The organism is Halomonas sp. DP1Y21-3, assembly GCF_019801245.1.
In the GTDB taxonomy this organism is placed as follows: domain Bacteria; phylum Pseudomonadota; class Gammaproteobacteria; order Pseudomonadales; family Halomonadaceae; genus Halomonas; species Halomonas litopenaei.
On record NZ_JAHVJM010000001.1, the window covers coordinates 699,200 to 724,530 of the forward strand.

20 protein-coding genes are annotated in these 25,331 nt (G+C 64.9%); 2 read left to right on the plus strand and 18 right to left on the minus strand.

Annotated features, from left to right (window positions below; translation table 11 throughout):
- Positions 1–29: 29 nt before the first annotated feature.
- From KUV74_RS02965 to KUV74_RS03025, 13 genes are all read right to left on the minus strand, one after another.
- Positions 30–305 carry a hypothetical protein gene (locus tag KUV74_RS02965; protein ID WP_045990997.1) on the minus strand — a complete coding sequence of 92 codons (276 nt, stop codon included), beginning with the start codon at positions 303–305 and terminating at the stop codon, positions 30–32.
- A 180-nt stretch (positions 306–485) separates the two neighbouring features.
- A complete protein-coding gene (gene fdhF, locus KUV74_RS02970) occupies positions 486–3,440 on the minus strand; it encodes a formate dehydrogenase subunit alpha (protein WP_222515602.1) in 2,955 nt (984 codons plus the stop codon).
- 2 nt (positions 3,441–3,442) lie between these two features.
- The gene (locus tag KUV74_RS02975) at positions 3,443–5,197 is read right to left on the minus strand and encodes an NADH-ubiquinone oxidoreductase-F iron-sulfur binding region domain-containing protein (RefSeq protein ID WP_222515603.1); all 1,755 of its coding nucleotides are present in this window, start codon (positions 5,195–5,197) and stop codon (positions 3,443–3,445) included.
- A gap of 104 nt (positions 5,198–5,301) precedes the next feature.
- Positions 5,302–6,426, minus strand: a complete 1,125-nt coding sequence (locus KUV74_RS02980; protein ID WP_261395034.1) for an electron transfer flavoprotein subunit beta — start codon at positions 6,424–6,426, stop codon at positions 5,302–5,304.
- Positions 6,416–7,840, minus strand: coding sequence for an electron transfer flavoprotein subunit alpha/FixB family protein (locus KUV74_RS02985; RefSeq protein ID WP_222515604.1), 1,425 nt, complete (start codon positions 7,838–7,840; stop codon positions 6,416–6,418). Before KUV74_RS02985 ends, KUV74_RS02980 begins: the two co-directional genes overlap by 11 nt.
- Positions 7,837–9,975: a DUF3483 domain-containing protein gene (locus KUV74_RS02990; RefSeq protein WP_222515605.1), complete on the minus strand. Its 2,139-nt coding sequence runs from the start codon at positions 9,973–9,975 to the stop codon at positions 7,837–7,839. The genes KUV74_RS02985 and KUV74_RS02990 overlap by 4 nt, the downstream gene beginning before the upstream one ends.
- Before the next feature lie 60 nt (positions 9,976–10,035).
- On the minus strand, positions 10,036–12,138 hold the full coding sequence (locus tag KUV74_RS02995; RefSeq protein WP_222515606.1) for an NADH:flavin oxidoreductase: 2,103 nt from the start codon (positions 12,136–12,138) through the stop codon (positions 10,036–10,038).
- A gap of 202 nt (positions 12,139–12,340) precedes the next feature.
- Positions 12,341–12,886, minus strand: coding sequence for a DUF5943 domain-containing protein (locus KUV74_RS03000; RefSeq protein WP_222515607.1), 546 nt, complete (start codon positions 12,884–12,886; stop codon positions 12,341–12,343).
- A gap of 42 nt (positions 12,887–12,928) precedes the next feature.
- Positions 12,929–13,942: a dipeptidase gene (locus tag KUV74_RS03005; RefSeq protein ID WP_222515608.1), complete on the minus strand. Its 1,014-nt coding sequence runs from the start codon at positions 13,940–13,942 to the stop codon at positions 12,929–12,931.
- A gap of 284 nt (positions 13,943–14,226) precedes the next feature.
- A complete protein-coding gene (gene mtgA, locus KUV74_RS03010) occupies positions 14,227–14,925 on the minus strand; it encodes a monofunctional biosynthetic peptidoglycan transglycosylase (protein ID WP_045994978.1) in 699 nt (232 codons plus the stop codon).
- A 198-nt stretch (positions 14,926–15,123) separates the two neighbouring features.
- Positions 15,124–16,239: a GlxA family transcriptional regulator gene (locus KUV74_RS03015; protein ID WP_045994991.1), complete on the minus strand. Its 1,116-nt coding sequence runs from the start codon at positions 16,237–16,239 to the stop codon at positions 15,124–15,126.
- A 565-nt stretch (positions 16,240–16,804) separates the two neighbouring features.
- The gene (gene fghA, locus KUV74_RS03020) at positions 16,805–17,662 is read right to left on the minus strand and encodes an S-formylglutathione hydrolase (protein WP_045994979.1); all 858 of its coding nucleotides are present in this window, start codon (positions 17,660–17,662) and stop codon (positions 16,805–16,807) included.
- 209 nt (positions 17,663–17,871) lie between these two features.
- Entirely contained in the window at positions 17,872–18,981 is a 1,110-nt protein-coding gene (locus KUV74_RS03025; protein ID WP_045994980.1) for an S-(hydroxymethyl)glutathione dehydrogenase/class III alcohol dehydrogenase, read from the minus strand.
- Positions 18,982–19,165: 184 nt separating this feature from the next.
- Between KUV74_RS03025 and KUV74_RS03030 the strand changes: the two genes are divergently transcribed.
- Positions 19,166–20,095, plus strand: a complete 930-nt coding sequence (locus KUV74_RS03030) for a LysR family transcriptional regulator (protein ID WP_045994981.1) — start codon at positions 19,166–19,168, stop codon at positions 20,093–20,095.
- Here KUV74_RS03030 and KUV74_RS03035 read toward each other — a convergent pair.
- Positions 20,092–20,745: a tetratricopeptide repeat protein gene (locus KUV74_RS03035; protein WP_222515609.1), complete on the minus strand. Its 654-nt coding sequence runs from the start codon at positions 20,743–20,745 to the stop codon at positions 20,092–20,094. The genes KUV74_RS03030 and KUV74_RS03035 overlap by 4 nt on opposite strands.
- A gap of 6 nt (positions 20,746–20,751) precedes the next feature.
- Positions 20,752–21,888 (minus strand): hypothetical protein, encoded by a 1,137-nt coding sequence (locus tag KUV74_RS03040; RefSeq protein WP_222515610.1) that lies wholly within the window; start codon positions 21,886–21,888, stop codon positions 20,752–20,754.
- A 183-nt stretch (positions 21,889–22,071) separates the two neighbouring features.
- Here KUV74_RS03040 and KUV74_RS03045 point away from each other — a divergent pair, with 183 nt between their 5' ends.
- Entirely contained in the window at positions 22,072–22,242 is a 171-nt protein-coding gene (locus KUV74_RS03045; RefSeq protein ID WP_222515611.1) for a hypothetical protein, read from the plus strand.
- On the opposite strand, the gene KUV74_RS03050 is transcribed toward KUV74_RS03045, so the two are convergent.
- The 3 genes from KUV74_RS03050 to KUV74_RS03060 form a co-directional block, all read right to left on the minus strand.
- Positions 22,232–23,101 carry an IS30 family transposase gene (locus KUV74_RS03050; RefSeq protein WP_222515809.1) on the minus strand — a complete coding sequence of 290 codons (870 nt, stop codon included), beginning with the start codon at positions 23,099–23,101 and terminating at the stop codon, positions 22,232–22,234. The genes KUV74_RS03045 and KUV74_RS03050 overlap by 11 nt on opposite strands.
- A gap of 297 nt (positions 23,102–23,398) precedes the next feature.
- Positions 23,399–24,316 (minus strand): branched-chain amino acid ABC transporter permease, encoded by a 918-nt coding sequence (locus KUV74_RS03055; RefSeq protein WP_371931873.1) that lies wholly within the window; start codon positions 24,314–24,316, stop codon positions 23,399–23,401.
- Between the two features lie 70 nt (positions 24,317–24,386).
- The gene (locus tag KUV74_RS03060; RefSeq protein WP_045991867.1) at positions 24,387–25,274 is read right to left on the minus strand and encodes a branched-chain amino acid ABC transporter permease; all 888 of its coding nucleotides are present in this window, start codon (positions 25,272–25,274) and stop codon (positions 24,387–24,389) included.
- Positions 25,275–25,331: the final 57 nt, after the last annotated feature.

Sequence of the window (25,331 nt, forward strand, 5' to 3'; positions counted from 1 at the left end):
ACCACAGTCGGCGCCCTAGGCTAGGCGCCCTAGGCTGAGCCCTTCCCTGCAGCCCTGGATTCGCCGTTATCATCGAGCCCCAGCAGGTGGGCCTGGATCGCCTGATGGACCGACGGCAACAGCACCTCCTGCTTGTCCATCAATTCGCGCACCAGCGCCGCTAGGCCGGGCAGGCCGACCTCACGTGCCTTGAGCCGGGCCATCCTGGCGCAGGTCTCGGGGCAGGCATCCTCGGGCAGGCGCACTCCCAGCGCCAACAGCCGATCACGAAAGTCACGACCGTCGATCAGCTCGGCAATCATCATGGTGGGTGACTCCTTGTTGCTGTGTCTTACGTTCAGATTAGGGCTTGTCTGAAAAGTGCCTGAGCTCGGTAATACGGCGTTAAAAATCGGATCAAAATGCTCATTTACACCCCGTAAACTGCGCTTTCTCACCGATTTTTGCCTTGTCTAACCTTCGCTCGTCGACTTTTCGGACAGCGCCTAGGTGACCTGGGCCGGCTCGGCGCGACTCAAGCGACAGGCGGCATACTTGAACTCCGGAATCTTGCCGTAGGGGTCCAGCGCCGGATTGGTCAGCAGATTGACCGCCGCCTCCACATAGCAGAAGGGCACGAACACCATGCCGTCGGGCATGCCGTCGTCGAGCCGCGCCACCAGGGTGATGGCGCCACGCCGGGTGGTGATGGTCACCCGCTCTCCCGGGTGCACACCCAGCCGGGTGAGCTCCCCTGCCGACAGGCTGGCCACCGCCTCGGGCTCCAGGTCGTCGAGTACCTGGGCCCGGCGGGTCATCGACCCGGTGTGCCAATGCTCAAGCTGGCGTCCGGTGGACAGCACCGTCGGGTAGTCACGGTCAATGGGTTCGTCGGGCGGCAGCGGCAGCGCCGGCGAGAAGCGCGCCTTGCCGCTCGCCGTGGGGAAGGCCTCGGAGAACACCACGTCTTCGCCCGGCGCCCCTTCCGCCAGGCAGGGATAGGTAACCGCGCCTTCGCGCTCGAGTCGCTCCCAGTCGATATGGTTCAGCGAGCCCATCCCCTTCTGCATCTCGGCGTAGACCTCGCGCGGGTGGCCATAGTCCCAGTCGAGGCCGAAGCGCCGCGCCATCTCCTGGATGATCCACCAGTCAGGCCGTGCATCACCGGGCAGCGGCAGCGCCTGGCGCCCCAGCTGCACCTGACGGTTGGTGTTGGTTACGCTGCCGTCCTTTTCCGGCCAGCTTGAGGCCGGCAGGATGACGTCGGCGAACTGCGCCGTCTCAGTGACGAACAGGTCCTGCACCACCAGATGGTCGAGGCTTGCCAGCGCCCCACGGGCGTGGGTCAGGTCCGGGTCCGACATGGCCGGGTTCTCGCCCAGAATGTACATGCCGCGGATGGTGCCGGCGTGGATGGCGTCCATGATCTCGACCACGGTGAGGCCCGGCTCGGGATCCAGGGCGTCGCCGCTGCCGCCGCTGCTTGTGCCGGCGTTGCCCCACAGCTCCTCGAAGGAGGCCCGCACCTGGGCGTCGGACACCGGCTGGTAGTCTGGCAGCACCATCGGGATCAGGCCGGCGTCGGAGGCCCCCTGGACATTGTTCTGGCCGCGCAGCGGATGCAGGCCGGTGCCGGGGCGCCCGGTGTGACCACAGGCCAGCGCCAGCGAGATCAGGCAGCGGGCATTGTCGGTGCCGTGGGTATGCTGGGAGATCCCCATGCCCCAGAAGATCATCGCCCGTTCGGCGTTGGCGTATTCCCGCGCCGCCGCGCGGATCTCGTCGGCGGGCACGCCACAGGCCATGGCCACCGACTCCGGCGTCTGATCGCGCACCGATGCCTTGAGCCGCTCGAAGCCCTCGGTGTGCTCACGGATATAGGCCTCATCGAAGAGCTGCTCGTCGATGATGACGTTCAGCATGGCGTTGAACAGCGAGACGTCGGCCCCCGGAGTGAAGCGCAGAACCCGATGGGCATAGGCGCCCATGGCCTGGCCCCGTGGGTCGATGATGATGAACCGGGTGCCACCCTTGGCCGCCTGCTTGAAGAAGGTCGCCGCCACCGGATGATTGACCGCCGGATTGCAGCCGGTAAGGATCACCACGTCGGCCTGCAGCGCCTGCATGAAGGAAGCGGTCACCGCACCGGAGCCGATGCACTCCATCAGCGCCGCCACCGAGCTTGCGTGACACAGCCGGGTGCAGTGGTCGACATTGTTGGAGCCAAAGCCGGTGCGTACCAGCTTCTGGAACAGCCAGGCCTCCTCGTTGGAGCACTTGGCACTGCCGAAGCCTGCCAGCGCCCTGGGGCCGTGGTCGGCCTTGAGCCGGGTCAGGCCCCCGGCGGCCAGCGCCAGCGCCTCGTCCCAGTCGGCCTCACGAAAATGGGTCAGTGGCCGGGCGGGATCGAAGCCCTCGTCCATGCCCTTGGGCACGCCCTCGCGCCGCACCAGCGGCCGGGTCAGCCGCGACGGGTGGCGGCCGTAGTCGAAGCCAAAGCGTCCCTTGACGCACAGCCGTCCTTGGTTGGCCGGGCCGTCGCGGCCTTCCACGTAGAGGATGGCGTCACCCTTGACGTGGTAGGTCAACTGGCAGCCGACGCCGCAGTAGGGACACACCGAGTCCACCTTGCGCTCGGCGCTGTCGCTGTTACCACGGCCCTGGGCATCGATCAGGCTGGTCGGCGACAGGGCGCCGGTGGGACAGGCCTGGACGCACTCGCCGCAACCCACGCAGCTGCTCTGGCCCATGGCGTCATCGAGGTCGAACACCACCTTGCTGGCGGCGCCGCGATGGGCCATGCCGATGACGTCATTGACCTGCACCTCGCGACAGGCGCGCACGCACAGGGTGCAGTGGATACAGGCGTCCAGATTGACCGTCATCGCCGGATGGCTGGTGTCGTGGCCTGCTGTAGCGGAAGCATGGCGCCCCCCGCTCGCATCATCTGCGATCGGCGGGCACTGGCCGGGAAGGCGAGCGCCGGGCGCATGACGCACGACGTCGGGCCTGCGCTTCGGGTAGCGTGCGCGGGCGCGGGTGGCGTCCACCGCCAGGTGATCGGCCATCTGCCACAGCTGGCTTGCACGGTCCGGGCTGTCGTCGCGCGGCGGCTGATCGCTGAGCAGCAGTTCCAGCACGCCCTCGCGGGCGACCCGGGCGCGCTCGGACGACTGGCTTCTGACCACCATGTCGGGGCGCGCCTCTCTCAGGCAGCTGGCGGCGAGCACCCGCTCGCCTTCGATCTCCACCATGCAGGCGCGGCAGTTGCCGTCGGCGCGGTAGCCGCTGGCGTCCTTGAAGCACAGGTGCGGGATGGTCTCCCCGGCACGCTTGGCCACCTGCCACAGGGTCTCGCCGGGCCAGGCGCTCACCTCGACACCATCCAGCGTCAGCGTGAAGGACTCAAGCGTCGAATCATCTGCGACGTGGGAGACAAAAGCGTTCCGGGATCCGGTCATCTTCACGCCCCCTCGGCGGTATCGGTGACGATGATGTCGTGGCGCCCCAGATCATCGCGGAAGTGGCGCAGCAGACTCAGCACCGGATTCGGCGCCGCCTGCCCCAGGCCGCAGATCGAGGCGTCCTGCATCACCCGGGACAGTCGTTCCAGGTCCTCCACCACCCATCGATCGCGCTCGAGCAGGCTCAGCATCTTCTCGCTGCCGACCCGACAGGGGGTGCACTGACCGCAGGATTCATCGGCGAAAAAGGCCAGCAGGTTGGTGGCCACCGCGCGCAGGTCGTCCTGATCAGACAGCACGATCACCGCCGCCGAGCCGATAAAGCAGCCCTCGGCCTGGAGGGTGTCGAAGTCCAGTGCGATATCCGCCTTGGCGGCAGGCAGGATACCGCCGGAGGCGCCCCCCGGTAGATAGCCGGCCAGCTGATGGCCCTGCGCCATGCCGCCGCCGTACTCGTCGACCAGCTCGCGCAGGCTGATGCCGGCGGGCGCCAGATAGACACCAGGCCGCCGCACCCGCCCGGACAGCGAAAAACTGCGCAGGCCGCTACGCTCGCGCCGGCCCTGACCGGCGTACATGGCCACCCCCTCGCGCCACAGCACCGGTATCCAGTACAGGGTCTCGACGTTGTTGACCAGCGTAGGCCGGCCGAACAGGCCCTTGTGGGCGACCAGCGGCGGACGATGCCTGGGCTTGCCGGGCTTGCCCTCCAGCGACTCGATCATCGCCGACTCTTCGCCGCAGATGTAGGCCCCGGCGCCACGCCTGAGGATAAGCTGGCCCGGCTGCGCGATACCGGCGTCCTCGAGCTCCTCGATGGCCTCGATCAGCACCCGGTGGACGCCGGGATACTCGTCGCGCAGGTAGATATAGACGCCTTCTGCCTCAACCGCCCAGCAGGCCACCAGGGCGCCCTCCAGCATCTGGTGGGGGGCGCGCTCCAGGTAGTAGCGATCCTTGAAGGTCCCCGGTTCACCTTCGTCGGCGTTGACCGCGCACCAGCGAGGACCGGGCTCGGCGCGAACGCTCTGCCACTTGCGATGGGTCGGGAAACCCGCGCCGCCAAGCCCCCGCAGCCCCGCGCGCTCGAGCATCGTGGTCAACTCATTGACCGTCACCTGGCCTTCCCGGCAGCCGCGCAGCAGCTCGTAGCCGCCCTCTCGGCGATATTCATCGAGGCGCTGCCACAGCACCGCCTCGGGGTGGGTCTTGCCGGTTTCCACCAGCACCTCCACCGCCTGCGGGGTGGCGTGGCCCAGGTGGTGGTGCCCCACCTCGACCACCGGCGCCAGGTCGCAGCGGCCCATGCAGGGGGCACGGGTGACGCGCACCTGCTCGGGGTCGAGACCGCCGCTCAGGGCCTCGGCCAGACGCTCGGCCCCGGCAAGCTCACAGGACAGCGAGTCGCACACGCGCACCGTCAGTTCAGGCGGCGGCGCCTCGCCGTCATGCACCACATTGAAGTGAGCGTAAAAGGTCGCCGTCTCGTAGACCGCCGCCATCGGCAGCGTCATGTAGCTCGCAAGCGCCCTCAGCCAGTCAAGCGCCAGATGACCATTGGCGTCCTGGATAGCGTGCAGGTGCTCGATCAAGAGATCGCGCCGCCGCAGCTCGGGGTGCTTGCGTTCATCGCCCAGCAACCGACGCAATGCCTCGAGGAGGTCGGGGTCGGTCTGGCGCCCCTTGAGGGTCGCCCGGGTACGCCGGGATCGGCTGGCGTCGGAAGTCACGGTGGTATCGGGTTCGACGGTCATTGCTTGACTCTAGTTATGTCCATGTAAGGCAGCGGTGCGGACTTTGCCGGGTCGACGCGCCCTGCCACTGGCGGTCCCTGCCTTGATGCTGGCACCGCTTGGCGTCAGCGTCCATCGCCTTGTGGACTACCTTGTTGACCGTGCCGGGCCCCGCCGGCAGGCAAGACGCCCTCTGCCTCGAGCATCGACAGGATGGCGGCGGCCCCTTCTGTGGCCGAGACATCCTCGAGCACCCGACCACCGCCACCTTCGGCCTTGGCGGCGGCGGCCTTGAAGCGATCGCGGGCGCTGGTGGCGGTGACGATCTTGAGCCGCCTGGGGCGGGCGCGGGCCGGGATCAGCGGCCACTGCTCCACCGCCGGGTCCAGCACCAGCTCTTCGCCTGACTCGACCAGGCGCAGCTGACCACGCCGGGCCGGACCGAAGGCGCTCTGGCGCGCGGCCGGTGCCGCGCTGTCCACCCCCAGGATCGCCGGCAGGGTCACCGCCAGACGGCGTCGCTGTCCCTGCGGCAGCGCCTGCAGCACGATGGCCCGGAACAGCGCGGTCTCCTCGCAGTCATTGACCTTGCCCGGCTCGCCGTCCTCAGCGTGCCGCTGGCGACCCTCGATCGCTTCAATACGCTCGAGGGCCACCACCCCAGGGACCCAGGCCCAGCCGAGTTGCTCGGCCAGCACCATCGGCAGCATGCCGGTGCCCTCGCCCTGCTCGGCACGCATCCCGCACAGCACCAGGCGCGCCTGACGGTGGTGAGCGACCCCCTCCGAAGGCGATGCCAGCGACGCCCGAAGTGGCGCCATGGCGTCCGCCGCCGCCGGTGCCTTGATCCAGCGAATGGCGTCCAGGCCCATGCCCAGATAGCCACGCAGCGCCGCTTCGGTGTCGTCGCCCTCCGGCCCCTGGTGCCAGGGAATCAACTCCACCTCGGGAGGGGTCGTCTTCTCAGCCACTAATGCCTCTCTCAGTGACAGCGCCTGTTTCAGAGACAACGCCATTTCCAGCGCCCGGGCGTCGCCATCGGCACGCTGGGCGCGACCGGTCAGACGATGGCGCCCCACCGACAAAAGCACATCCAGGCGAAGCGAGGTGATGTCGCTGGCTTGCGGGTAGGTGGCGTCTGCGCTGGAGGCCTTGGCCTTGGCCTTGGCTTTGTTTTTGACACCGCCGTTGGCATCGGCACTGGCGCCGATCTGGGCCTCGCAATGGGGGGAGGAAGATTCAGGCAACATTCAGGGCCTCCTTCGAGGATGTTTCCGCTGGCCGGAACTCGTGGGTATCGCCAGGCTCGCTATCACCTTTGCCTCCACGTTCCCCCCCGGCCTCGACCAGACGTACCAGTTCGGCAAGGATCTCGTCGCCATTCCCAATCACTGACAGATCGGCCCGCTTGACCATATCGCAGCCGGGGTCGCGGTTGACGGCGATAATCTTGTCGCAGCGCTGGATCCCCTGCAGATGCTGAATTGCTCCGCTGATCCCCACCGCCAGGTATACCCGGGCGCTGACGAAGGTGCCGGTGGCCCCCACCTGGCGATGGCGTGGCATATGGCCGTCGTCCACCGCCACCCGGGAGGCGCCTTCGCTGGCGCCCAGCGCCTGGGCGGCCCGGTGAAAGCCGGGCCAGTCGCCAACGCCATTGCCGCCGGACAGGATAAAGGGCGCCTCGTGCAGCGCAATCTCGGCAGGGTCCACCGCCACCGCACCAAGATCCTCGAGCCTTGCTTGGGGTGCTTGGGGCACGTGCGGTGGCTCCAGGGCCATCGCTCTCGCCTCATGGCGGGTCTCGACCACCGGCTCGGCGCATTCGGCCAGCGCCATCAGGATGCGCGGCAGCGGACGGGGCTGGTCCTTGCGACCGGACCCGGTCCGACAGACGCAGGACCCGACGGCATCGAGCCCGCCATCCGCCTCGACGCGCCACACTCCACAGGCGGGCCGCTCGCCCAGCCGTACCGCCAGCCTGCGCCCCAGATCGCCGCCATCCAGGGCGGTATCGGGAAACAGCCAATGGCGCGGGGCCAGCGCGTCGTCAACTCGAGTACAGGCCGCCAGACGTGCCTCGGGGGCGTAGCCCTGGGCCACCGCCAGGCAGACCACCCGATCGGCCCCGGCCTCGCCGAGCGCCTGCTCCAGCGCGGGTGGCGGCGAATCCCCGAACAGGATGGCCACTACGGCCAGTTCAGCACCCTCTGGCTGCAAACCGCTATCGGCCAGTCGACGGGCCAGGCCGAACAGATCGCGATCGTGCTCGGTCAGCCTGCCGGTGGCGGTATCCGGGACCACCGCGATCCAGCCCGCCGGGGCTTCCAACGTCACCGCGCGGCGCCGGTCGCGGGCGGCCTGAACGTCTGCGGTCTGGGCGCGACCTGCAGGCGACGCGGTGGCTCCTGCCTGGACACCGCTGCGGTCGATACGCCGACGACCGTTGGGGCCAATAAAGCCCACCGCGTGCGGGTTCCGGCGCAACCGTCCCTGGGGGCCCATCCACGCCGGCGGCGAGGTGGCGCCCTCCAACGTGGCCAGTACCGACTGATGCTGCGGATGCAGGCGGTTGCGGGCGATCCAGTCTTGCCGGGGATCGCGACGCAGTCGAGCCGTCGCTACTGGGGCGCTGCCTCGCGTCGCTTCGTCGGACGTGCTCATTGGCTCAGCTCCTCTACGTCACTGCCCACGCCTCGATCCAAGACCGGGTCGGCGCCTCTTGCCACACCTCCTTTTGCTACACCCTCGGCGACCGTCCCGTCGTGTGCTGGCGCCCTGCGCGCTTGACGCTTGCCGGCAGGCGGCTCGATCAGTGCCTCGGCCACCAGCTCGGCGATATCGCGCACCTGGGCGGTGGCATCGACCACCCCTTCGAGCATGGCGGTGCACTGGGGGCAGCCCACCGCCACCAGCTCGGCGCCGGTCTCGGCCACATCGGCCATGCGCATGTCGGGAATCCGCCGCTCGCCAGGTACGTCGGTGATCGGGGCCCCGCCACCGCCACCGCAGCAGCGTGAACGGAAACCGGAGCGCTGCATCTCGGATAGCTCGATGCCGAGCGCCGCCAGCACCTGGCGCGGGGCCTCGTATTCGCCGTTGTAGCGCCCCAGATAGCAAGGGTCGTGGTAGGTGACACGGCCACGCTGACGGGACTCGAGCGTGAGCCGTCCGTCGGCGATCAATTCCTGGATAAAGGTGCTGTGGTGGCGCACCCGGTAGTCGCCGCCGAAGGCGCCGTACTCGTTGCCAAGCACGTGGAAGCTGTGGGGGTCGCAGGTGACGATGGTCTGAAAGCGATAGTGTGAAAGCGTCGCCACGTTGGCCCTGGCCAGACGCTGAAAGGTCGCCTCGTCTCCCAGCCGGCGCGCCACGTCGCCGCTGTCGCACTCCTCGTTGCCAAGCACGGCAAAGTCCACCGACGCCGCCCGCAGGATCTTGACCAGGGCGCGCAGAGTACGCTGATTACGCATGTCGAAGGCGCCGTCCCCCAGCCACAGCAGCACATCCACCTGGCCGTAGTCGCGCATCAGCGGGAGCGCCAGGTCGGCCGCCCAGTGCATGCGTGACCCGGGGGCAAAGCCGCCGGGATTGTCGGTGGCGATCAGATTGTCGAGCACCGCCGCGCCCTTGCCTGGAGTCTTGCCGCGCTCCAGGGTCAGGTGACGGCGCAGGTCGACGATGGCGTCCACGTGCTCGATCATCATCGGGCACTCTTCCACGCAGGCCCGACAGGTGGTGCAGGACCACAGGGTATCGGCATCGAGCAGGGCGCCACCCGCCTCGATGACGATGGGTCCTCCCGGCCGGCCCTGGTTCTGAGACTTGTCTTGACCTCTATCTTGAGTGAGCGGCCGGCCGGGATAGGGCGAACCGTGGTAGCTGTCGGCGCTGGCGCCGGTCATGCCCCGGACCATGTCCTGGATAAGCTTCTTGGGATTGAGCGGCTGGCCGGCGGCGAAGGCCGGGCACACCGCCTCGCAACGCCCGCACTGCACGCAGGCATCGAAGCCCAGGCGCTGGTTCCAGGTGAAGTCCTCGGGACACGCCACCCCCAGCGGCGCCTCGGGGTCCTCAAGATCGAGCGCCTTGAGCCCGGTGGAGCGCGGCGTGCGCCCCTCGCGCTCGCTTGAGCGCGTGGAAAAGCGCTCTGCCCGGCGATGCCAGGCCAGGTGCAGCGCACCGGCGAAGGCGTGCTTCATCGGCCCGCCCCAGGTCATGCCCAGCAACATCTCGGCGAGCCCCAGCGCGAGCCCCACCAGCAGCACGCCGGCAAGCGCCCAGCCGAGGATGCCGCCGAGCCAGCCTGGCGGCAGCAACGAGGACAGCAGACTGACCAGTGCAACGCCGGCAAGGCTTGCCGAGAAAACCGTGAGGCTCCTGGGCAGGCGCATCCAGGGGCCACGTGACAGCCGCGCCGGCGGCGAGCGCCGACGCCTGGCGACCAGCCTGGCACCGACCAGCATCAGCACGCTGGCGGCCAGCATCAGGCCGGTCAGGCCGAGCCTTAGCCCTGACGGCATCGGCACCAGCAACACCAGCAGCATCAGCAGCGCGGCGGCGACGAAGCCCCCGGCGGTGGCCACGTGGGTGTGGGCGAAGGCCTTGTCCCGGGCCACCACGTGGTGCAGATCCACCAGATAGCGTCGTGGCATCGCCGCCAGGCCCGCCAACCAGGGCACCGGCGAGGGCCGCCCGCGTCGCCACAGGGTGAAGCGTCTGGCCCCACCCACCAGGGTCAGTGTCAGCACGGCCAGCACCAGCACGGCCAGCAGGTCAGGAAGAACGATTGCGGGCATCTTCTATCTCCTCTCGACGAGGGTCAGGCGGGCGGCGACTGGGCCGCCCTCGTGGCTCGCTCAAACGTCCTTGCACAGACGCAGGGCGTCATAGATGGCGGCGTGCACATTGCGCGGCGCCACCCCGTCGCCCAGTCGGAACAGCACGAAACCGGCGCTGCGATCTCCAGCGCTGCGACCTTCTGCGTCCAGGTGAGCCAGGCAGGGCTGCGGCCTGGCCGCGTAGAGCGCTTCCAGATCGACCTGACCGCGATTGAGCGAGGCCTCCTTCATCTCGAGGTAGAGCCGCTCGTCCGGGCGCACGCCGTTCTCCACCACGATCTGGTCAACCACACGCTCTTCCTGGACCCCGCTGTACTCGTTCTCGAGCACCGCCACCAGCGACGCCCCCTCGCGGTAGACCTCGTGCAGCATCAGGTCCGAGGTCATGATGACCTCCTTCTCGTACAGGCTGCGGTAGTAGGTGGGGAAGGTGGTGCCCCCCACCGCGGCCCCGGGCTTGATGTCGTCGGTGACGATCTCGACCCGGGCGCCCTTGTCGGCCAGAAAGTCGGCGGCGGATACCCCGGAGAACTCGCAGATGGAATCGAACACCAGCACGTTCTGGCCCGGTGTCACCTTGCCCGAGAGGATGTCCCAGGTGCTGACAACCAGGCTCTTTTCCGGGTCAGGGTCGAAACCCCAGTCGGCGTACTGGTCGAGAAACGGCCGTCCGCCGGTGGCCAGCACCACCAGGTCGGGCCTCAGGTCGTCGATGGTGGGTACATCGGCCCGGGTGCCCAGGCGCAGGTCCACCTTGAGCCGGGCAAGTTCGAGCTGATACCAGCGGGTAATCCCGGCGATCTGGTCGCGACTCGGGGCCCTGGCCGCCAGGGTGATCTGGCCGCCCAGGCTGTCCTCGGCCTCGAACAGGGTCACTTCGTGGCCGCGCTCGGCCAACACCCGGGCGGCCTCCATGCCGCCGGGACCGCCACCCACCACCACCGCGCGACGCCTCGGGCCTTCGCTCTGGCTGATGACATGCGGCAGGCCCATGTACTCCCGCGATGTCGCCGCGTTCTGGATGCACAGCACGTCGAGACCCTGGTACTGGCGATCGATGCAGTAGTTGGCACCGACGCACTGACGGATCTGGTCGACCTGGCCCATCTTGATCTTGGCGATCAGGTGGGGGTCGGCGATATGCGCCCGGGTCATCCCCACCAGGTCGACGTAGCCACCTTCGAGGATGCGGTTGGCCTGGGTCGGGTCCTTGATGTTCTGGGCGTGGATCACCGGCACGCTGACCACTTCCTTGATGCCTGCGGCCAGGTGCAGGAAGGGCTCCGGCGGATAGGACATGTTGGGAATGACGTTGGCCAGGGAGTTGTGGGTGTCACAGCCGGAGCCGACCACGCCGAAGAAGTCCAACTTGCCGGTGGCATCGTAGTAGGCGGCGATGGCCTTCATGTCGTCGTGGGTCAGGCCATCGGGGTGGAACTCGTCGCCGCAGATGCGCATGCCCACCACGAAGTCGTCGCCGACCTCGGCACGCACCGCCTTGAGGACCTCCAGGCCAAAGCGCATGCGGCCCTCGAAGGTGCCGCCCCAAGCGTCCTCGCGCTTGTTGACGCGGGGGCTCCAGAACTGGTCGATCAGGTGCTGGTGCACGGCGGACAGCTCGACCCCATCGAGACCGCCCTCCTTGGCCCGGCGCGCGGCCTGGGCAAAGTCACCGACGATGCGCCAGATTTCCTCCTCCTCGATGGTCTTGCAGGTGGAGCGATGGACCGGTTCGCGGATGCCCGAGGGCGACACCAGGGTGGGCCAGTCATGGCCATCCCAGCGCGAACGACGCCCCATATGGGTAATCTGGATCATGATCTTGCCGCCGTGGCGGTGCACCGCCTCGGCCAGATTCTGGAAGTGCGGAATGATGCGGTCGGTGGACAGGTTGACAGAGCTCCACCAGGCCTGTGGGCTGTCGATGGAGACCACCGAGGAGCCGCCGCAGATGCATAGCCCGCAGCCGCCCTTGGCCTTCTCCTCGTAGTAGCGCACGTAGCGCTCCGTGGTCATGCCACCGTCGGTGGCATGGACCTCGGCGTGGGCGGTGCTGACCACGCGATTGCGAATGGTCTGACTGCCGATGGTGATCGGCTCGAAGATCGCGTCAAAGGCCATGGGGAAACTCCTCTGCCCGGACGAAGGTGGAACCACGACAGACGCTTGGCCTGCGGTGGTCGCTGACTGGGGTCGCTGACGGGAGCCGCTGGCTGGACTCGCCGACGGGGGTTGCTGGCTGAGCTCGCCGACAGGGGTTGCTGAACAGCGTCACCTGACAGGAACACCAGGGCGGCGCACCGAATCGACGAGATAGCGCAGCTCAGCGAGACACGGTGGCGAGCGGCTGGACCTCGAAGCGGCCCACCTCGCAGCCTGGCTCGGCGGCGCTCTGGGTCTGCTCGGCACGGGTACGCAGCGCCGACCCCGAGGCCGCCAGGATCTGGTCCATGGCACCGGCGAACCAGCCGGTGAACATGTACTCGACCCGGTAGCCGACCTTGCCCAGCTGGTAGACGAAGGCGCTGTGTTCCAGTCGCACCCGGGCGGTCCCCGCCTCCAGGTCGATGGCCTCGGTGATGAAGCGGCCCCAGCCTCGCTGGGACAGACGCGTCATGTAGTGCTCGAACACCGCCTCGCCGGCCAGACCGTGCAACTCGGCCTCCTTCTCGCACCAGTGCCAGGCGCTCTTGTAGCCGGCGTGGTAGAGAATCTCGGCGTAGGCCTCGACGCCCAGCGCCTGCTCCACGGCGATATGGTTGTTGATAAAAAAGTGTCGCGGCACATACAGCATCGGCAGGGCGTCGGTGGTCCAGACACCGGTCTCGACGTCCACCTCTATGGGCAGTTCAGGCGCCATCTTGGTCACGGTCGACTCCTTGGCAGGCGGTATTGTTGTGGTGGTTACGTGCTATTCGCCCCAGACATCGGCCAGCACCCGTACCCAGTTCTCGCCCATGATCTTGCGCACCTGGGCCTCGCTGAGGCCGTGGCGCAGCAGCGCCTCGGTGAGGTTGCCGAACTCGCCGATGGTGCGAATGCCCTTGGGATTGATGATCTCGCCAAAGGAGGTCAGGCGACGGGCGTAGCCCTTGTCGTGGGTCAGCCACTCGAAGAAGGCCTGGTCGTGGCCCTGGGTGAAGTCGGTGCCGATACCGATGGCGTCTTCGCCGACGATATTCATCACGTAGACGATGGCCTCGACGTAGTCGTCGATGGTGGCGTTGACCCCGGCCCGCAGGAAGGGGGTGAACATGGTCACGCCGACGAAGCCCCCGTGGTCGGCGATGAACTTGAGCTCCTCGTCGGACTTGTTGCGCGGGTGATCCTTGAGCCCGGAGGGCAGGCAGTGGGAATAACAGACCGGCCTGGACGACTCGAGGATCACCTCGCGGGAGGTGTTGGCGCCAACGTGAGACAGGTCACACATCACCCCGACCCGGTTCATCTCGGCGACGATCTCGCGACCGAAGCCGGACAGGCCACCGTCGCGCTCGTAGCAGCCGGTGCCCACCAGGTTCTGGGTGTTGTAGCAGAGCTGGACGATACCGACGCCGAGCTTCTTGAAGATCTCGACGTAGCCGATCTGGTCTTCAAAAGCATGGGCATTCTGAAAGCCGAAGATGATGCCGGTCTTGTCTTGCTGCTTGGCACGCCGGATGTCTGCGGTGGTGCGCACCGGCAGCACCAGGTCGCTGCACTCTTCCATCAGCGCGTTGGTGGCCACGATATTGTCCACCGTGGCCTGGAACCCCTCCCACACCGACACGGTGCAGTTGGCCGCCGACAGCCCACCTCGGCGCATGTCCTCGAGGAGTTCACGGCTCCACTTGGCGATGATCAGACCGTCGATCACCGTGGCCTCGCGGTGAAGCGCCCGGGCGTCGATGGCACCAGTTTCGGTTTGCGTCAGAGGGGAGTTCATCGCTGTTGTCCTTACCCGCTTCAGGGAGAGCGCCAGCGGCAAACGCTGGCGTTGTGCGGGCAGGATAGCGCCGCCCCGGGGGGCCACGACGCCTGATTGCGACGACGAGAATTCCAAAAGCGTCACCGCCGTTCCGGCAGCGACAAAAGGCACCCGTGGGCAAAGGAAAGAAGCGAAACGACGCGCCTCAAAACACCGCGAAGACGTGCCGGAAGCAAAGGGGCGAAGAGGGAAAGAAGTGAATGGGCAGAACCCAAAGGATCAAGGACTGCGACGCCTGCCGGCTACAGCTTCTCCAGGTAGCCAAGGCCCAGGTTATTCATCTGCCGCTGAATCCAGGCGGCGTGACGGGCGGTGCGCGGCCCCGGGTGCGAGGCGCTGCGCTCTCGCGGGTTGGGCAGCACCGCCGCCAGGCGGGCCGCCTGGGCGGCGCTCAACTGATCGGCACCGACGCCGAAGTAGTGGCGGCTGGCGGCCTCCAGGCCAAAGACTCCCCGGTCGAATTCGACGATATTGAGATAGACCTCGAGGATGCGCTCCTTGGGCCACAGTAGTTCCATCAGGGTGGCGAACCAGGCCTCGAACACCTTGCGCACATAGTCCCGCCCGGTCCACAGAAACAGGTTCTTGGCGGTCTGCTGGGTAATGGTGCTGGCCCCACGCAGCGAGCCTCCGTTCATCGCGGACTCGATGGCACGCTTCAACTCCACCAGGTCGAAGCCATGATGATCGGGGAAGCGCTGGTCTTCCGCCGCAATCACCGCCAGCTTGGCGTTGTCGGATAGCTCATCCCAGGGACGCCAGCGCTGCTGGATGTCCAGCGGCTCGCCGGAGAACCAGGACGAGACCTCGCGCTCCAGCATCACCATGGAGCCGAACACCGGCACCACGCGAAACACCAGCACCAGCACCACTGACCCCAACGCAAAGGCAAGGGTGGCGCGTAGCAGAAGTCGGCTGAGAGGGCGCCACCAGTTGCGCATGCATCGGGCTCGGTTGGAATCGATCCGGGGAGTATATCAAGGCCCTGGGTGGGGCGGGCAATCGCCGCTGTCAGCATTTTACCGGTGTGGCCAAAGGCTCTTCTGCCGATATCTGGCGTCCAGGCATGCCGAAGCCTGGTCCCTGGCTTCGTCCAGCAAATTCAGCCAGCGAAGGCGCATTGTTCAATACGCCCTTCGCTACTTGGGCAACACCTTGAAGCTGCCGTAGGTCGGCTCCCCCCGCGCTTCTTCCAACGCCGACAGCGCCCGGGATACCGGTTCGTCAGGGGCGGCCGCCAGCAGCGGGGATACGGTGCTACCGGCCACCACCGGCGAGAAGGCGCTCCAGCCCAGTCGCTCCTCCCGCGGCGGCAGGCCGAAGCACTCGCGGTAGCACTTGGAGAAGTGCGGGGTGGAGACGAAGCCACAGGCGGCGGCGATGTCAATGATCGACATCGAGGTCTGCTTCAACAGCTGACGGGCGCGATTGAGCCGCAGGCGCATGTAATAGCGCGACGGCGAGCAGTGCAGGTTGCGCTGGAACAGCCGTTCCAGCTGGCGCCGCGACAGGCTGACGTAGCGGGCCAGTTCGTCCAGGTCGATGGGCTCCTCAAGGTTGTTCTCCATCAGCGCGACGATCTCCTGCAGTCGCGGCTGGGTGGTGCCGAGCATATGCTTGAGCGGCACCCGCTGCTGGTCCTGCTCCCCCCGCACCCGGTCGCACACGAACATGTCGGAGATGCCCGCCGCCAGCTCGCGCCCATGGTCACGCCCGATCAGCGTCAGCATCATGTCCAGCGGCGCCGTGCCGCCGGAGCAGGTGAAACGGTCCCGATCCATGGCGAAAAGCTTCGAGGTCAGGCCGATACCCGGGTAGGCCTCCTGCAGCGCTGCCTGGCACTCCCAATGGGTGCTGACCTCATAACCCTCGAGCAGCCCGGCCCGGGCCAGCGCCCAGGCACCGGTACACACCGAGCCAAATCGCTTGAGGTGGCGTGCCTGGGCCTTCAGCCAGCTGACGTGGCCCTGGTGCACATGGCGGGTCGGCGCCACGCCGCCGCAGACCACGACCATATCCAGCGACAGCGGCACCGTGATCGACGAGTCCGGCGTCACGGTCAGGCCGTCGCTGGCCTGAAGCGGCGCACCATCCAGGCTCAGGGTGAACCAGCGATAGAGTTCCTGGCCCGACAGCTGGTTGGCCATGCGCAGCGGCTCGATGGCCGAGGCCAGCGAGATCAGGGTGAAATGCTCGAGCAGCAGAAAGCCTACGGTCTGTGGCCCCTCGGGCCGGCTAGGCAGGGTCATGGTCATCTTCTCCACAGCGTCGGCCTCCTCGTCGCAAGCCACGAGGTACCGTCACGTCCATTTGTTGTTATCGCGACGTCGTAAACGGAACAGGACTCGCGCATGGTGTCGACACCCTCGACGTTGCCAGCGTCGCTACGGGTATCGCAGGCAGGAGCGTCCGTGCTTTTCTCCGACGACTTTACGCCTGGCGACTGAGTCTCGGCATCACAATAATCGCTATCGGCTGCCGCTTGACCAGTCGTCTCCGACAATGATGTCGCTGGTGACTATGACGAGGTCGCATCTGTCATCTGACAAGGCAAAGGATCGGCCATATTTCCCCATTCACGACAGGGCTATCTCTCCAGGCGACCCGGCGATGCCTTGCCGGGACACCGCCTTTGGCTCGCCAGCCAGCGCACGCCCCCCCTGCCCGGACACGCCAAAACCCAGCACTCTCTTCCCCCTCTCATTGGTCCGGAAGTTCAGGCCGCAGAGTTCCCGGGCCAAGAATCATAAGCCCAGATACGCCACGGCCCCCGATGATCGGGGGCCGTGGTGGATACCTTGGAGGGTACTGCAGGTTGGCTCAGCGCTTGGCGTAGAGCTTCTCGGCGTGGTAGCGCAGGTGATCCTCGATAAAGGTCGCGATGAAGAAGTAGCTGTGGTCGTAGCCGGGCTGGCGACGCAGGATCAGCGGGTGATCGCGCTCGGCACAGACCGCCTCGAGCCGCTCTGGACACAACTGCTCATCGAGGAAGTCATCGGCGTCGCCCTGGTCGATGAACAACGGCTGACGTGAGGCGCCACGGGCCACCAGTTCACAGGCGTCGTACTGGGTCCACTTGCTGGAATCCTCGCCCAGATAGGCCGAGAACGCCTTGCGCCCCCAGGGGCACTGGGTCGGATTGACGATCGGCGAGAACGCCGACACCGAACGGTAGTGCCCCGGCTTGCGCAGCGCCAGAATCAAGGCACCGTGGCCTCCCATGGAGTGACCACTGATGGACTCGCGACCGTTGAGCGGGAAGTGCTGACGAACCACCGAAGGCAGCTCCTCGGTGACGTAGTCATACATCCGGTAGTGGGCCTTCCACGGCTCCTGGGTGGCGTTGACGTAGAAGCCCGCCCCGGAACCCAGATCGTAGCTGTCGTGCTCACCCGGAAGGTCGGTCCCCCGGGGGCTGGTGTCGGGGCAGAGGATGGCGATGCCCAGCTCCGCCGCCAGCCGATGGGCACCGGCCTTCTGCATGAAGTTCTCGTCGGTGCAGGTCAGCCCCGACAGCCACCACAGCAGCGGTACCTTTTCGGTCTCGGCCTGGGGCGGCAGGTAGATGGCGAAGGTCATCTCGCAGTCCAGCGCCCGCGAATGATGACGATAGCGCTTGTGCCAGCCGCCGAAGCTGCGATTGGCGCTGACCAGTTCCAGATGTTCGCTCATGGACATGGCGACTTCCCCTCAACGATGAAGCCCCGAGGTCCGGGGCGGATAAAACGACGCGGTGCGTTCTGGCGGACGACGCGGCCGTCTGGCGGTGGGGCGAGCTGGCATCAATACTGCGTCAGCAATCGACTCACCGCCAATCGACGCCCGCCTGGCCCATCGCTTGGGTCAGGCGGGCGTGGCCTCATCAGCGCCGTCTCGATGCTACCGGCTCAGTAATGCAGTACGGTGCGGATGCTCTCGCCGGCGTGAAGCAGATCGAAGGCCTCGTTGATCTTCTCGAACTCCATGTTGTGGGTGATGAAGTCGTCGATGTTCAGCTCGCCCTTCATGTACTGCTCGACGTAGCCCGGCAGCTGGCTACGGCCCTTGACGCCACCGAAGGCGGAGCCCTTCCATACCCGACCGGTCACCAGCTGGAAAGGCCGGGTGGAGATCTCTTCGCCGGCACCGGCGACACCGATGACGATCGACTCGCCCCAGCCCTTGTGACAGCACTCCAGCGCCGAGCGCATGACGTTGACGTTGCCGATGCACTCGAAGGAGTAGTCGACGCCACCGTCTGTCAGGTCGACGATCACCTGCTGGATGGAATCGCTGTAGTCCTTCGGATTGACGAAGTCGGTGGCGCCAAACTGCTTGGCCAGCTCGAACTTGTCCGGGTTCACGTCGATGGCGATGATACGACCGGCCTTGGCCATCACCGCACCCTGGATTACCGCAAGGCCAATGGCACCGAGACCGAACACCGCCACGGTGGCACCCGGCTCGACCTTGGCGGTGTTCATCACCGCGCCGATCCCGGTGGTCACCCCGCAGCCGAGCAGGCAGATCTTGTCCAGCGGCGCTTCCTTGGACACCTTGGCCAGCGAGACCTCCGGCACTACGGTGTACTCGCTGAAGGTGGAAGTGCCCATATAGTGATAGAGCGGCTTGCCATCCAGCGAGAAGCGCGTGGTGCCGTCAGGCATCTGGCCCTTGCCCTGGGTGGCACGGACCGAGCTGCACAGGTTGGTCTTGCCCGAACGGCAGAACTTGCACTCGCCGCACTCGGCCGTGTACAGCGGGATGACGTGGTCGCCGGGCTTCAGGCTGGTGACGCCCTCCCCCACTTCTTCCACCACACCGGCACCCTCGTGACCCAGTACCGAAGGAAACAGCCCCTCCGGGTCGGCCCCGGACAGGGTATAGGCGTCGGTGTGACAGACGCTGGTAGCAACCACCCTGACCAGCACCTCGCCGGCCTTGGGGCCTTCGACATCGATTTCGGTCAGGGTAAGCGGCTTGCCGGCTTCAAGGGCAATGGCGGCGCGAGACTTCATGGCAATCTCCTCGGATTGGGGGCTGCACGACAGGCATGAACGACCAAGCCTGGCGCACTGACGTAAGGGGCACGGGTCATCCTGACCCGGTGGATGATGACCACAGTCTAGACCTCGCTACGGACTGGGATAAAGCACGCATTCGGCATAACATTGTTGCTGTCTCGCAATAATGGAGAGCGCCATGCATCCCTGGGCCGGCATTGAAGCCTTTATCGAAGTGGTACGCCTGAAGTCCTTTGCCGCCGCCGCCCGACGCCTGGGTGTATCCAGCTCCCACGTCAGCCGACAGGTGGCCGCCCTGGAGAGCCGCCTCGATACGCCGCTTCTGTATCGCACCACCCGCCAGATAAGCCTGACCGAGGCCGGTCGGCTCTACTACCAGCAGTGCGAGGCGCTGGTCGACGGCTTTCGCGAGGCCGACGCCGTGGTCAAGGACTTCGAGGCTCACCCCAGGGGCGAACTGGCGCTGACCTGCGCCACCACCTTTGGCGAGCGCTACGTGGCGCCTCTGATCAATGACCTGTTGATCCAGTACCCTCAGCTTGGCGTACGCCTGCACTTCACCAACCGCCAGGTGGACCTGATCGAGGAAGGCTTCGATATCGGCATCCGCATGGGCACGCTGGAGGACAGCACTATGATCGCCCGTCGTCTGGCCGACCGCCGCGAGTACGTGGTGGGCTCCCCCGACTACTTCCAGCGCTATTCGCAGCCCCACGCCCTGTCCGAGCTGAAGCACCACCGCTGCCTGCATGGCTCACGCGATCGCTGGCGCTTCGCCGTCGACGGTATTCCCCGGGAAGTGGCGATCAAGGGCCCCTGGCAGGGCAACTCCGGCCCGGCCCTGCTCGACGCCGTACTGAAAGGCGTGGGCCTGGGTCAGCTTCCCGACTACTACGTCGAGCATCACCTGGCCCGTGGCGAACTTGTCTCGGTGCTCGACACCTACCGTCACAGCGATACCGGCGTCTGGGCCGTCACCCCGCACCACCGCCACCGCTCCCCCAAGGTCCGCGTGGTCATCGACTACCTCGCCGAGCACCTCGCAGAGCGCCTGCCACCGCGATATCGCGACAGGCGAGGCATCGACGAGCCAGCGCCATCCGACTAACCCCAGCGACAAAAAGGCCCTCGATACACTTTCGTATCGAGGGCCTTCAACGCCTGGCCACCAAAAGCCTTGCCTCCTATTGCCTGACATCTGTAACTATTGAGAAAAGTCCCATCCTCCTGATACTCGAGGCCGTAGTAGCTGGGAACAAAGATATTGTGTTCTTCCTGCCACTGATGGGAAAGACGGATGGCCTCACGGATTTGCTCGGGGGTCATTTGTGCTTCGAGGCGGGCTTTATCATCGTCGCCTGCTGGGGAAAGGAGGTCACAGTATTTGTATGCCTGGACGAGATCGATATCTGTACCGATTCCTTCTTCGTAGACTTTTGCCAAGCCAGAAAAGCCATCCATCGGATTACCATAGGGAAGCCCTTCGATTTTAGACATCCATTCAAAGACTTTTTCTTCGTCTTGAGAAACACCATCACCATCATAAAACATTTGAGCAACATTAGAAGAAGAAATCTTATCACCGGCATTAGCCGCTCCGATAAACCGTCTAAGAGCCGCTTCATAATCAACTTCCACCAGACCAACTGGCATTTTCCCTTTATAAGCAAAGGCAATTTCCCTCTGGGAGTTAATATAACCATTTTCAGCAGAAACTATTATACGGTCACAAAGGGAATATGCTAGCCGGAGAGGCACTCGTCTTCATTCCCGGAACAACATCGCCGCGATCTCAGGAAGCTCTGTTCCTCGAAGACGAGCAAGACGATCGAGGATAACTAACTCCAGCATCACCCCACCGGTTTCTTGTAGTGATGGAGCCTTGGTTAGCGCTTCGAAACGGCTATAATCAAATATTGCTGGTTGATCCTGAAATTCGGGAAGTAGGTAAGCGTGAATGGCGTCCCGTGCCTGGAGCAACTCAGTATCGCTCATGGAGTCACCAGCGAAAATGATTCTCGTGGCCGCTACTTCCGCCGGCCCAAAGGATGCTTCTGCGCGAGCCCGCTCCACTATATCTTCACTGAGATGCAATTTCTCGCTGACTCCTATTTCATCCTGACACTGTAGTTGGTTGATGACGAAATAGGAGTCAGCGAGTCCATCGATCACCGGGGAGGTACTGCGAGATAAACTGGTGCATAAAATCGCACTAACACAGTAATGCTCGTACGGGTCCATATGTGGATCTGGCGAAATCGCATTGACTGAGCCCACCATCTCTCTCGTAATAGAACTTTCCTCCACGAGTTGCATATAAAATGTCAGATGTTTTCCAGCATTGCATACTCGATCGGAGGCGTAGTCCATGTCGAGACGGCCCATCTCGAAGTCAGCTTGCTCAAGCTTTTCCATCGTTTGAGAAAGCCGATGTACCACTCTGTCCTTGCCCACCCTTACCGCAGACATCAGTATGAAATCGACTAGTTTGAGTACAGGCTCTTGTGCCTCGAGAGAGCGAACAGGGCGCCAGCCGATGACTCCCCGTTCCGGATCATTGAGGTCTTCATTTACCCAGCATGGCAGGTCCCCACTACGCGCAGCCCCCTCCACCAGCGTGCAAATCTCTTTCGGGAGTACGCGACAATAGCCTTCTCCGCGCAGCATGCCGGTATCGCAGACGATGGTCTCTTCGGGCGCAACCCTTGATCTAAGCACAGAATAACATGTGTGCCAGAGGCCGTTGCGCTGACCGGATTTATCGACGATACAGAGATCAGGGTCGTTGTAAAGTGAGTTCTCGTTCACGAGACTTTCTTCACCAGAGAAGGCTATTGATGCAAAGCTGAGCAATAACGCGAAGGTGATAAATCGATTATAATTATTATTAGTCCAGCACATGTTTTCCAACCTCAAAGTTACGGATCGAAAGATAAGTGGTCGCCAGCTGATTAATTATATGTGCCATTTTGGGATGATCAATATCAATCTCCTCACCCCGTGAACCTGACACCGGTAATCCCCCGAAAAACCAGTGTGCTCAAAAGTAGAATTTTCCGTATGCTAAACGCAGGAAAATTCTGCATGAAAAAATCAGGCTCTTCGTCGCTGGGTGTGGAATTCGCCCCCAGAGCTGGGCCAGGATATGACCTCCACATGGACAGGAGGTACGACATGGACGGCACGCAGATTCTGACCCTCGGCCTGGGCCTTGAAGCGCCCTGGTTGCTGAAGGACCCTGAATTCAAGCAATAAGCGCAGCACCTGCGGTATGCAGGGCTCCTGAGTATTCCCCCAAGCATACCTGCGCCGGTGTCCGATAACCGAGCCGCTTTCGGGGGCGGTTATTCAGCTTGTTGACCACCCTACGCAGCTTGGCGTCGGTGACCTGGCGGAAGTCCGTTCCTTTGGGGAAATACTGCCGTATCAGCCCATTCGTGTTCTCGTTGGACCCACGCTGACCGAAGCAGTAGGGATCACCGAAGTACGTCGCCGCCGTCACCGCCTTGGCCACGGCTTCATGGCCGGCGAATTCCGAGCCATTGTCCAGCGTTATGGTCTGGACCGCTCCCCGACGCGGCTTTAACAGGCGGATCATGGCCGCTTGCGTCAGCTCCGCCGAGATCCTGGGCAGCCGGGCCGCAAGCGAATAGCCGCTGCGACGCTCTACCAGCGTGAACAGCCCCGATTGCTTGTGCCCCTGAATCACGGTGTCGCCCTCCCAGTGGCCGATGAAGCGCCGACCATCGACCTCAGCCGGGCGGTACTCGATACCGACCCGGCTGGGGATCTTGCCCAGCCCGGCGCTCTTAGCCTGAGCCCGGTGCTTTCTGCGACGTTTGGGCTGACGGAGATGCCGCCAGAGATTCCCCCCCAGTGCCTTGTCATCCCAGATCAGCGAGTAGATCCATTGATGACTGACACCTACACCGGCCAAGGGCGCCATGAAGCCGCTGATCTGCTGTGGGCTCCACTCCTCACGCAGCCGGCCGACAACGGCGGCCATCATGCTCGGCAGGCGCTTCGTCCACTTGCAGGCGGTACGGCGCCGATGATCACTGAGGGCCTGGGCCTGCCCGGGATCATAGCCATCGGCAGTGGCGTTGCGGCGCAGCTCAGACTGATCGTGCTGCTGTGGAGGCCCAGCTCCCTGCCGATCTGCCGCTGGCTGATGCCCAAGTCATAGTGTGTGGATCTGGTATCGTTGGGTCTGGGTCAGCTGTCGGTATCTCATGCTCTGCTTCACTTTGGTCGGTAAAGCAGGGAGGGTACCGGCGCTGGCCCTCCTGCCTCTACCGTGCTGTCCAAGGTGCTGCGGTTATTCTATGAATCCAGGAAACGTCAGAATTACAACAAAAAAAAGCCCGACCTTAGAGGCCGGGCAGCGGGAGAACAGCGGCAATCGCCGTGTCTATTTGAAGTTCTTGCGTACCATGTTCTGGATCTCGCCGACGATACCGCTGCGAAAGCTCAGGACGCAGAGCACGAAGATGGACCCCAGGATGACGCTGACCCAGTTGCCCAGCGGCGACTGCGCCAGCTGAGTCTGCAGGCTGACCACCAGGCCAGCGCCGACCAGCGGGCCGAACAGGGTGCCGACACCACCGACCAGGGTCATCAGGATGACCTCGCCGGACATGTGCCAGTGGGCATCGGTGAGCGAGGCCAGCTGGAACACCACCGTCTTGGTCGCGCCGGCAAGGCCAGCAAGCCCCGCCGAGATGACGAAGGCCACCAGCTTGTAGGCGTCGACGTTGTAGCCCAGTGACACCGCCCGTGGCTCGTTCTCGCGGATGGCCTTGAGCACCTGACCGAAGGGCGAGTGCACGGTGCGCTGGATGATGGCGAAGCCGATCACGAAGATCGCCAGCACCACGTAGTACATCGCCAGGTTGTCGGACAGATCGATCAGCCCCAGCAGCTTGCCCCGCGGCACACCGTGCAGGCCATCCTCGCCCCCGGTGAAGGGCGCCTGGATGTAGAAGAAGAACATCATCTGGGCCAGCGCCAGGGTCACCATGGCGAAGTAGATGCCCTGACGACGGATCGCCAGCGCCCCGAACAGGGTGCCGAGGATCACCGCCGCCAGGGTGCCGACGACGATCCCGAGTTCCGGCGTCAGGCCGGGATAGCTCGACAGTAGAAAGCCGGTGACGTAGCCCCCGGTGGCGAGAAAGGCGGCATGGCCGAATGACAGCAGTCCGGCGAAGCCCAGCAGCAGGTTGAAGGCACAGGCGAACAGCGCGAAGCACAGCACCTTCATCAGGAACACCGGGTAGGCAAACAGCGGCGCGACCAGGGCGATGGCCAGCAACACGATCATCAGCATGCCCTGGCGTCGGCGCGCGGCGCGGGCCCTGGTCTGAGTCGGTGTCGGCGAGGTAGTGGTTGTGGACATCTCAGGCCTCCTTTCCAAACAGCCCGGCGGGCCTCAGCATCAGCACCATGATCATCACCAGGAAGATCACGGTGTTGGCTGCCTCCGGGTAGTACACCTTGGTCAGCCCCTCGATCAGCCCCATGGCAAGACCGGTCAGGATGGCACCGAGGATCGAGCCCATGCCGCCGATCACCACCACCGCGAAGACCACGATCAACAGACTCGAGCCCATGGTCGGTGACACCGGGTACAAGGGCGCGGCGAGTACCCCGGCGAAGGCCGCCAGGGCCACCCCGAAGCCATAGGTCAAGGTGACCAGCAGCGGCACGTTGACGCCGAAGGCCTGCATCAAGGCGGGGTTCTCGGTGCCCGCCCGCAGGTAGGCGCCAAGCCGGGTGCGCTCGATGATGAACCAGGTGCCCAGGCACACCACCAGTGCCGCCACCAGCACCCAGCCGCGATAGGTCGGCAGGAACATGAAGGGCAACTTGATGCCGCCGCTCAATGCCTCGGGAATCGGGTAGCTGGCCCCGGACACGCCGAACAGGTTGATCAGGCTACCCTCGAAGATCAGCGCCAGGCCGAAGGTCAGCAGCAGCCCATAGAGGTGATCCAGGTGGGCGATGCGCCGCAGCACCAGACGCTCGAGCAGAGCACCGAAGGCGCCGACCACCAGCGGCACCAGCAACAGCGCCAGCCAGTAGTTGATGCCCAGGTACTGAGCCCCGAGCAGTGCAGCAAAGGCACCCAGCATGTACTGGGCGCCGTGGGCGAAATTGACGATCTTCAGCAGACCGAAGATGACCGCCAGCCCCAGGCTGAGCAGCGCATAGAAGGCGCCGTTGATCAGCCCCAGCATCAGCTGGCCCATGAACACCGCCAGCGGTACGCCGAATATCATGGTCATGATGATTTCCCTTGAGCATCAGGCCGGGGCACCACCCTGGTGACCCCGGCGTAGATC

Excerpts from the sequence above, each read along its gene's own strand:
- KUV74_RS03015 (WP_045994991.1), bottom strand. The coding sequence starts at position 16,239 with ATGACCATGACCCTGCCTAGCCGGCCCGAGGGGCCACAGACCGTAGGC.
- KUV74_RS02990 (WP_222515605.1), bottom strand. The coding sequence starts at position 9,975 with ATGCCCGCAATCGTTCTTCCTGACCTGCTGGCCGTGCTGGTGCTGGCC.
- fdhF (WP_222515602.1), bottom strand. The coding sequence starts at position 3,440 with ATGACCGGATCCCGGAACGCTTTTGTCTCCCACGTCGCAGATGATTCG.
- mtgA (WP_045994978.1), bottom strand. The coding sequence starts at position 14,925 with ATGCGCAACTGGTGGCGCCCTCTCAGCCGACTTCTGCTACGCGCCACC.
- KUV74_RS02975 (WP_222515603.1), bottom strand. The coding sequence starts at position 5,197 with ATGACCGTCGAACCCGATACCACCGTGACTTCCGACGCCAGCCGATCC.
- KUV74_RS03030 (WP_045994981.1), top strand. The coding sequence starts at position 19,166 with ATGCATCCCTGGGCCGGCATTGAAGCCTTTATCGAAGTGGTACGCCTG.
- KUV74_RS03055 (WP_371931873.1), bottom strand. The coding sequence starts at position 24,316 with ATGCTGATGATCGTGTTGCTGGCCATCGCCCTGGTCGCGCCGCTGTTT.
- KUV74_RS03025 (WP_045994980.1), bottom strand. The coding sequence starts at position 18,981 with ATGAAGTCTCGCGCCGCCATTGCCCTTGAAGCCGGCAAGCCGCTTACC.
- KUV74_RS02980 (WP_261395034.1), bottom strand. The coding sequence starts at position 6,426 with ATGTTGCCTGAATCTTCCTCCCCCCATTGCGAGGCCCAGATCGGCGCC.
- KUV74_RS02995 (WP_222515606.1), bottom strand. The coding sequence starts at position 12,138 with ATGGCCTTTGACGCGATCTTCGAGCCGATCACCATCGGCAGTCAGACC.
- KUV74_RS03045 (WP_222515611.1), top strand. The coding sequence starts at position 22,072 with ATGAAAAAATCAGGCTCTTCGTCGCTGGGTGTGGAATTCGCCCCCAGA.
- KUV74_RS02965 (WP_045990997.1), bottom strand. The coding sequence starts at position 305 with ATGATGATTGCCGAGCTGATCGACGGTCGTGACTTTCGTGATCGGCTG.
- KUV74_RS03040 (WP_222515610.1), bottom strand. The coding sequence starts at position 21,888 with ATGTGCTGGACTAATAATAATTATAATCGATTTATCACCTTCGCGTTA.
- KUV74_RS02985 (WP_222515604.1), bottom strand. The coding sequence starts at position 7,840 with ATGAGCACGTCCGACGAAGCGACGCGAGGCAGCGCCCCAGTAGCGACG.
- fghA (WP_045994979.1), bottom strand. The coding sequence starts at position 17,662 with ATGTCCATGAGCGAACATCTGGAACTGGTCAGCGCCAATCGCAGCTTC.
- KUV74_RS03060 (WP_045991867.1), bottom strand. The coding sequence starts at position 25,274 with ATGACCATGATATTCGGCGTACCGCTGGCGGTGTTCATGGGCCAGCTG.
- KUV74_RS03005 (WP_222515608.1), bottom strand. The coding sequence starts at position 13,942 with ATGAACTCCCCTCTGACGCAAACCGAAACTGGTGCCATCGACGCCCGG.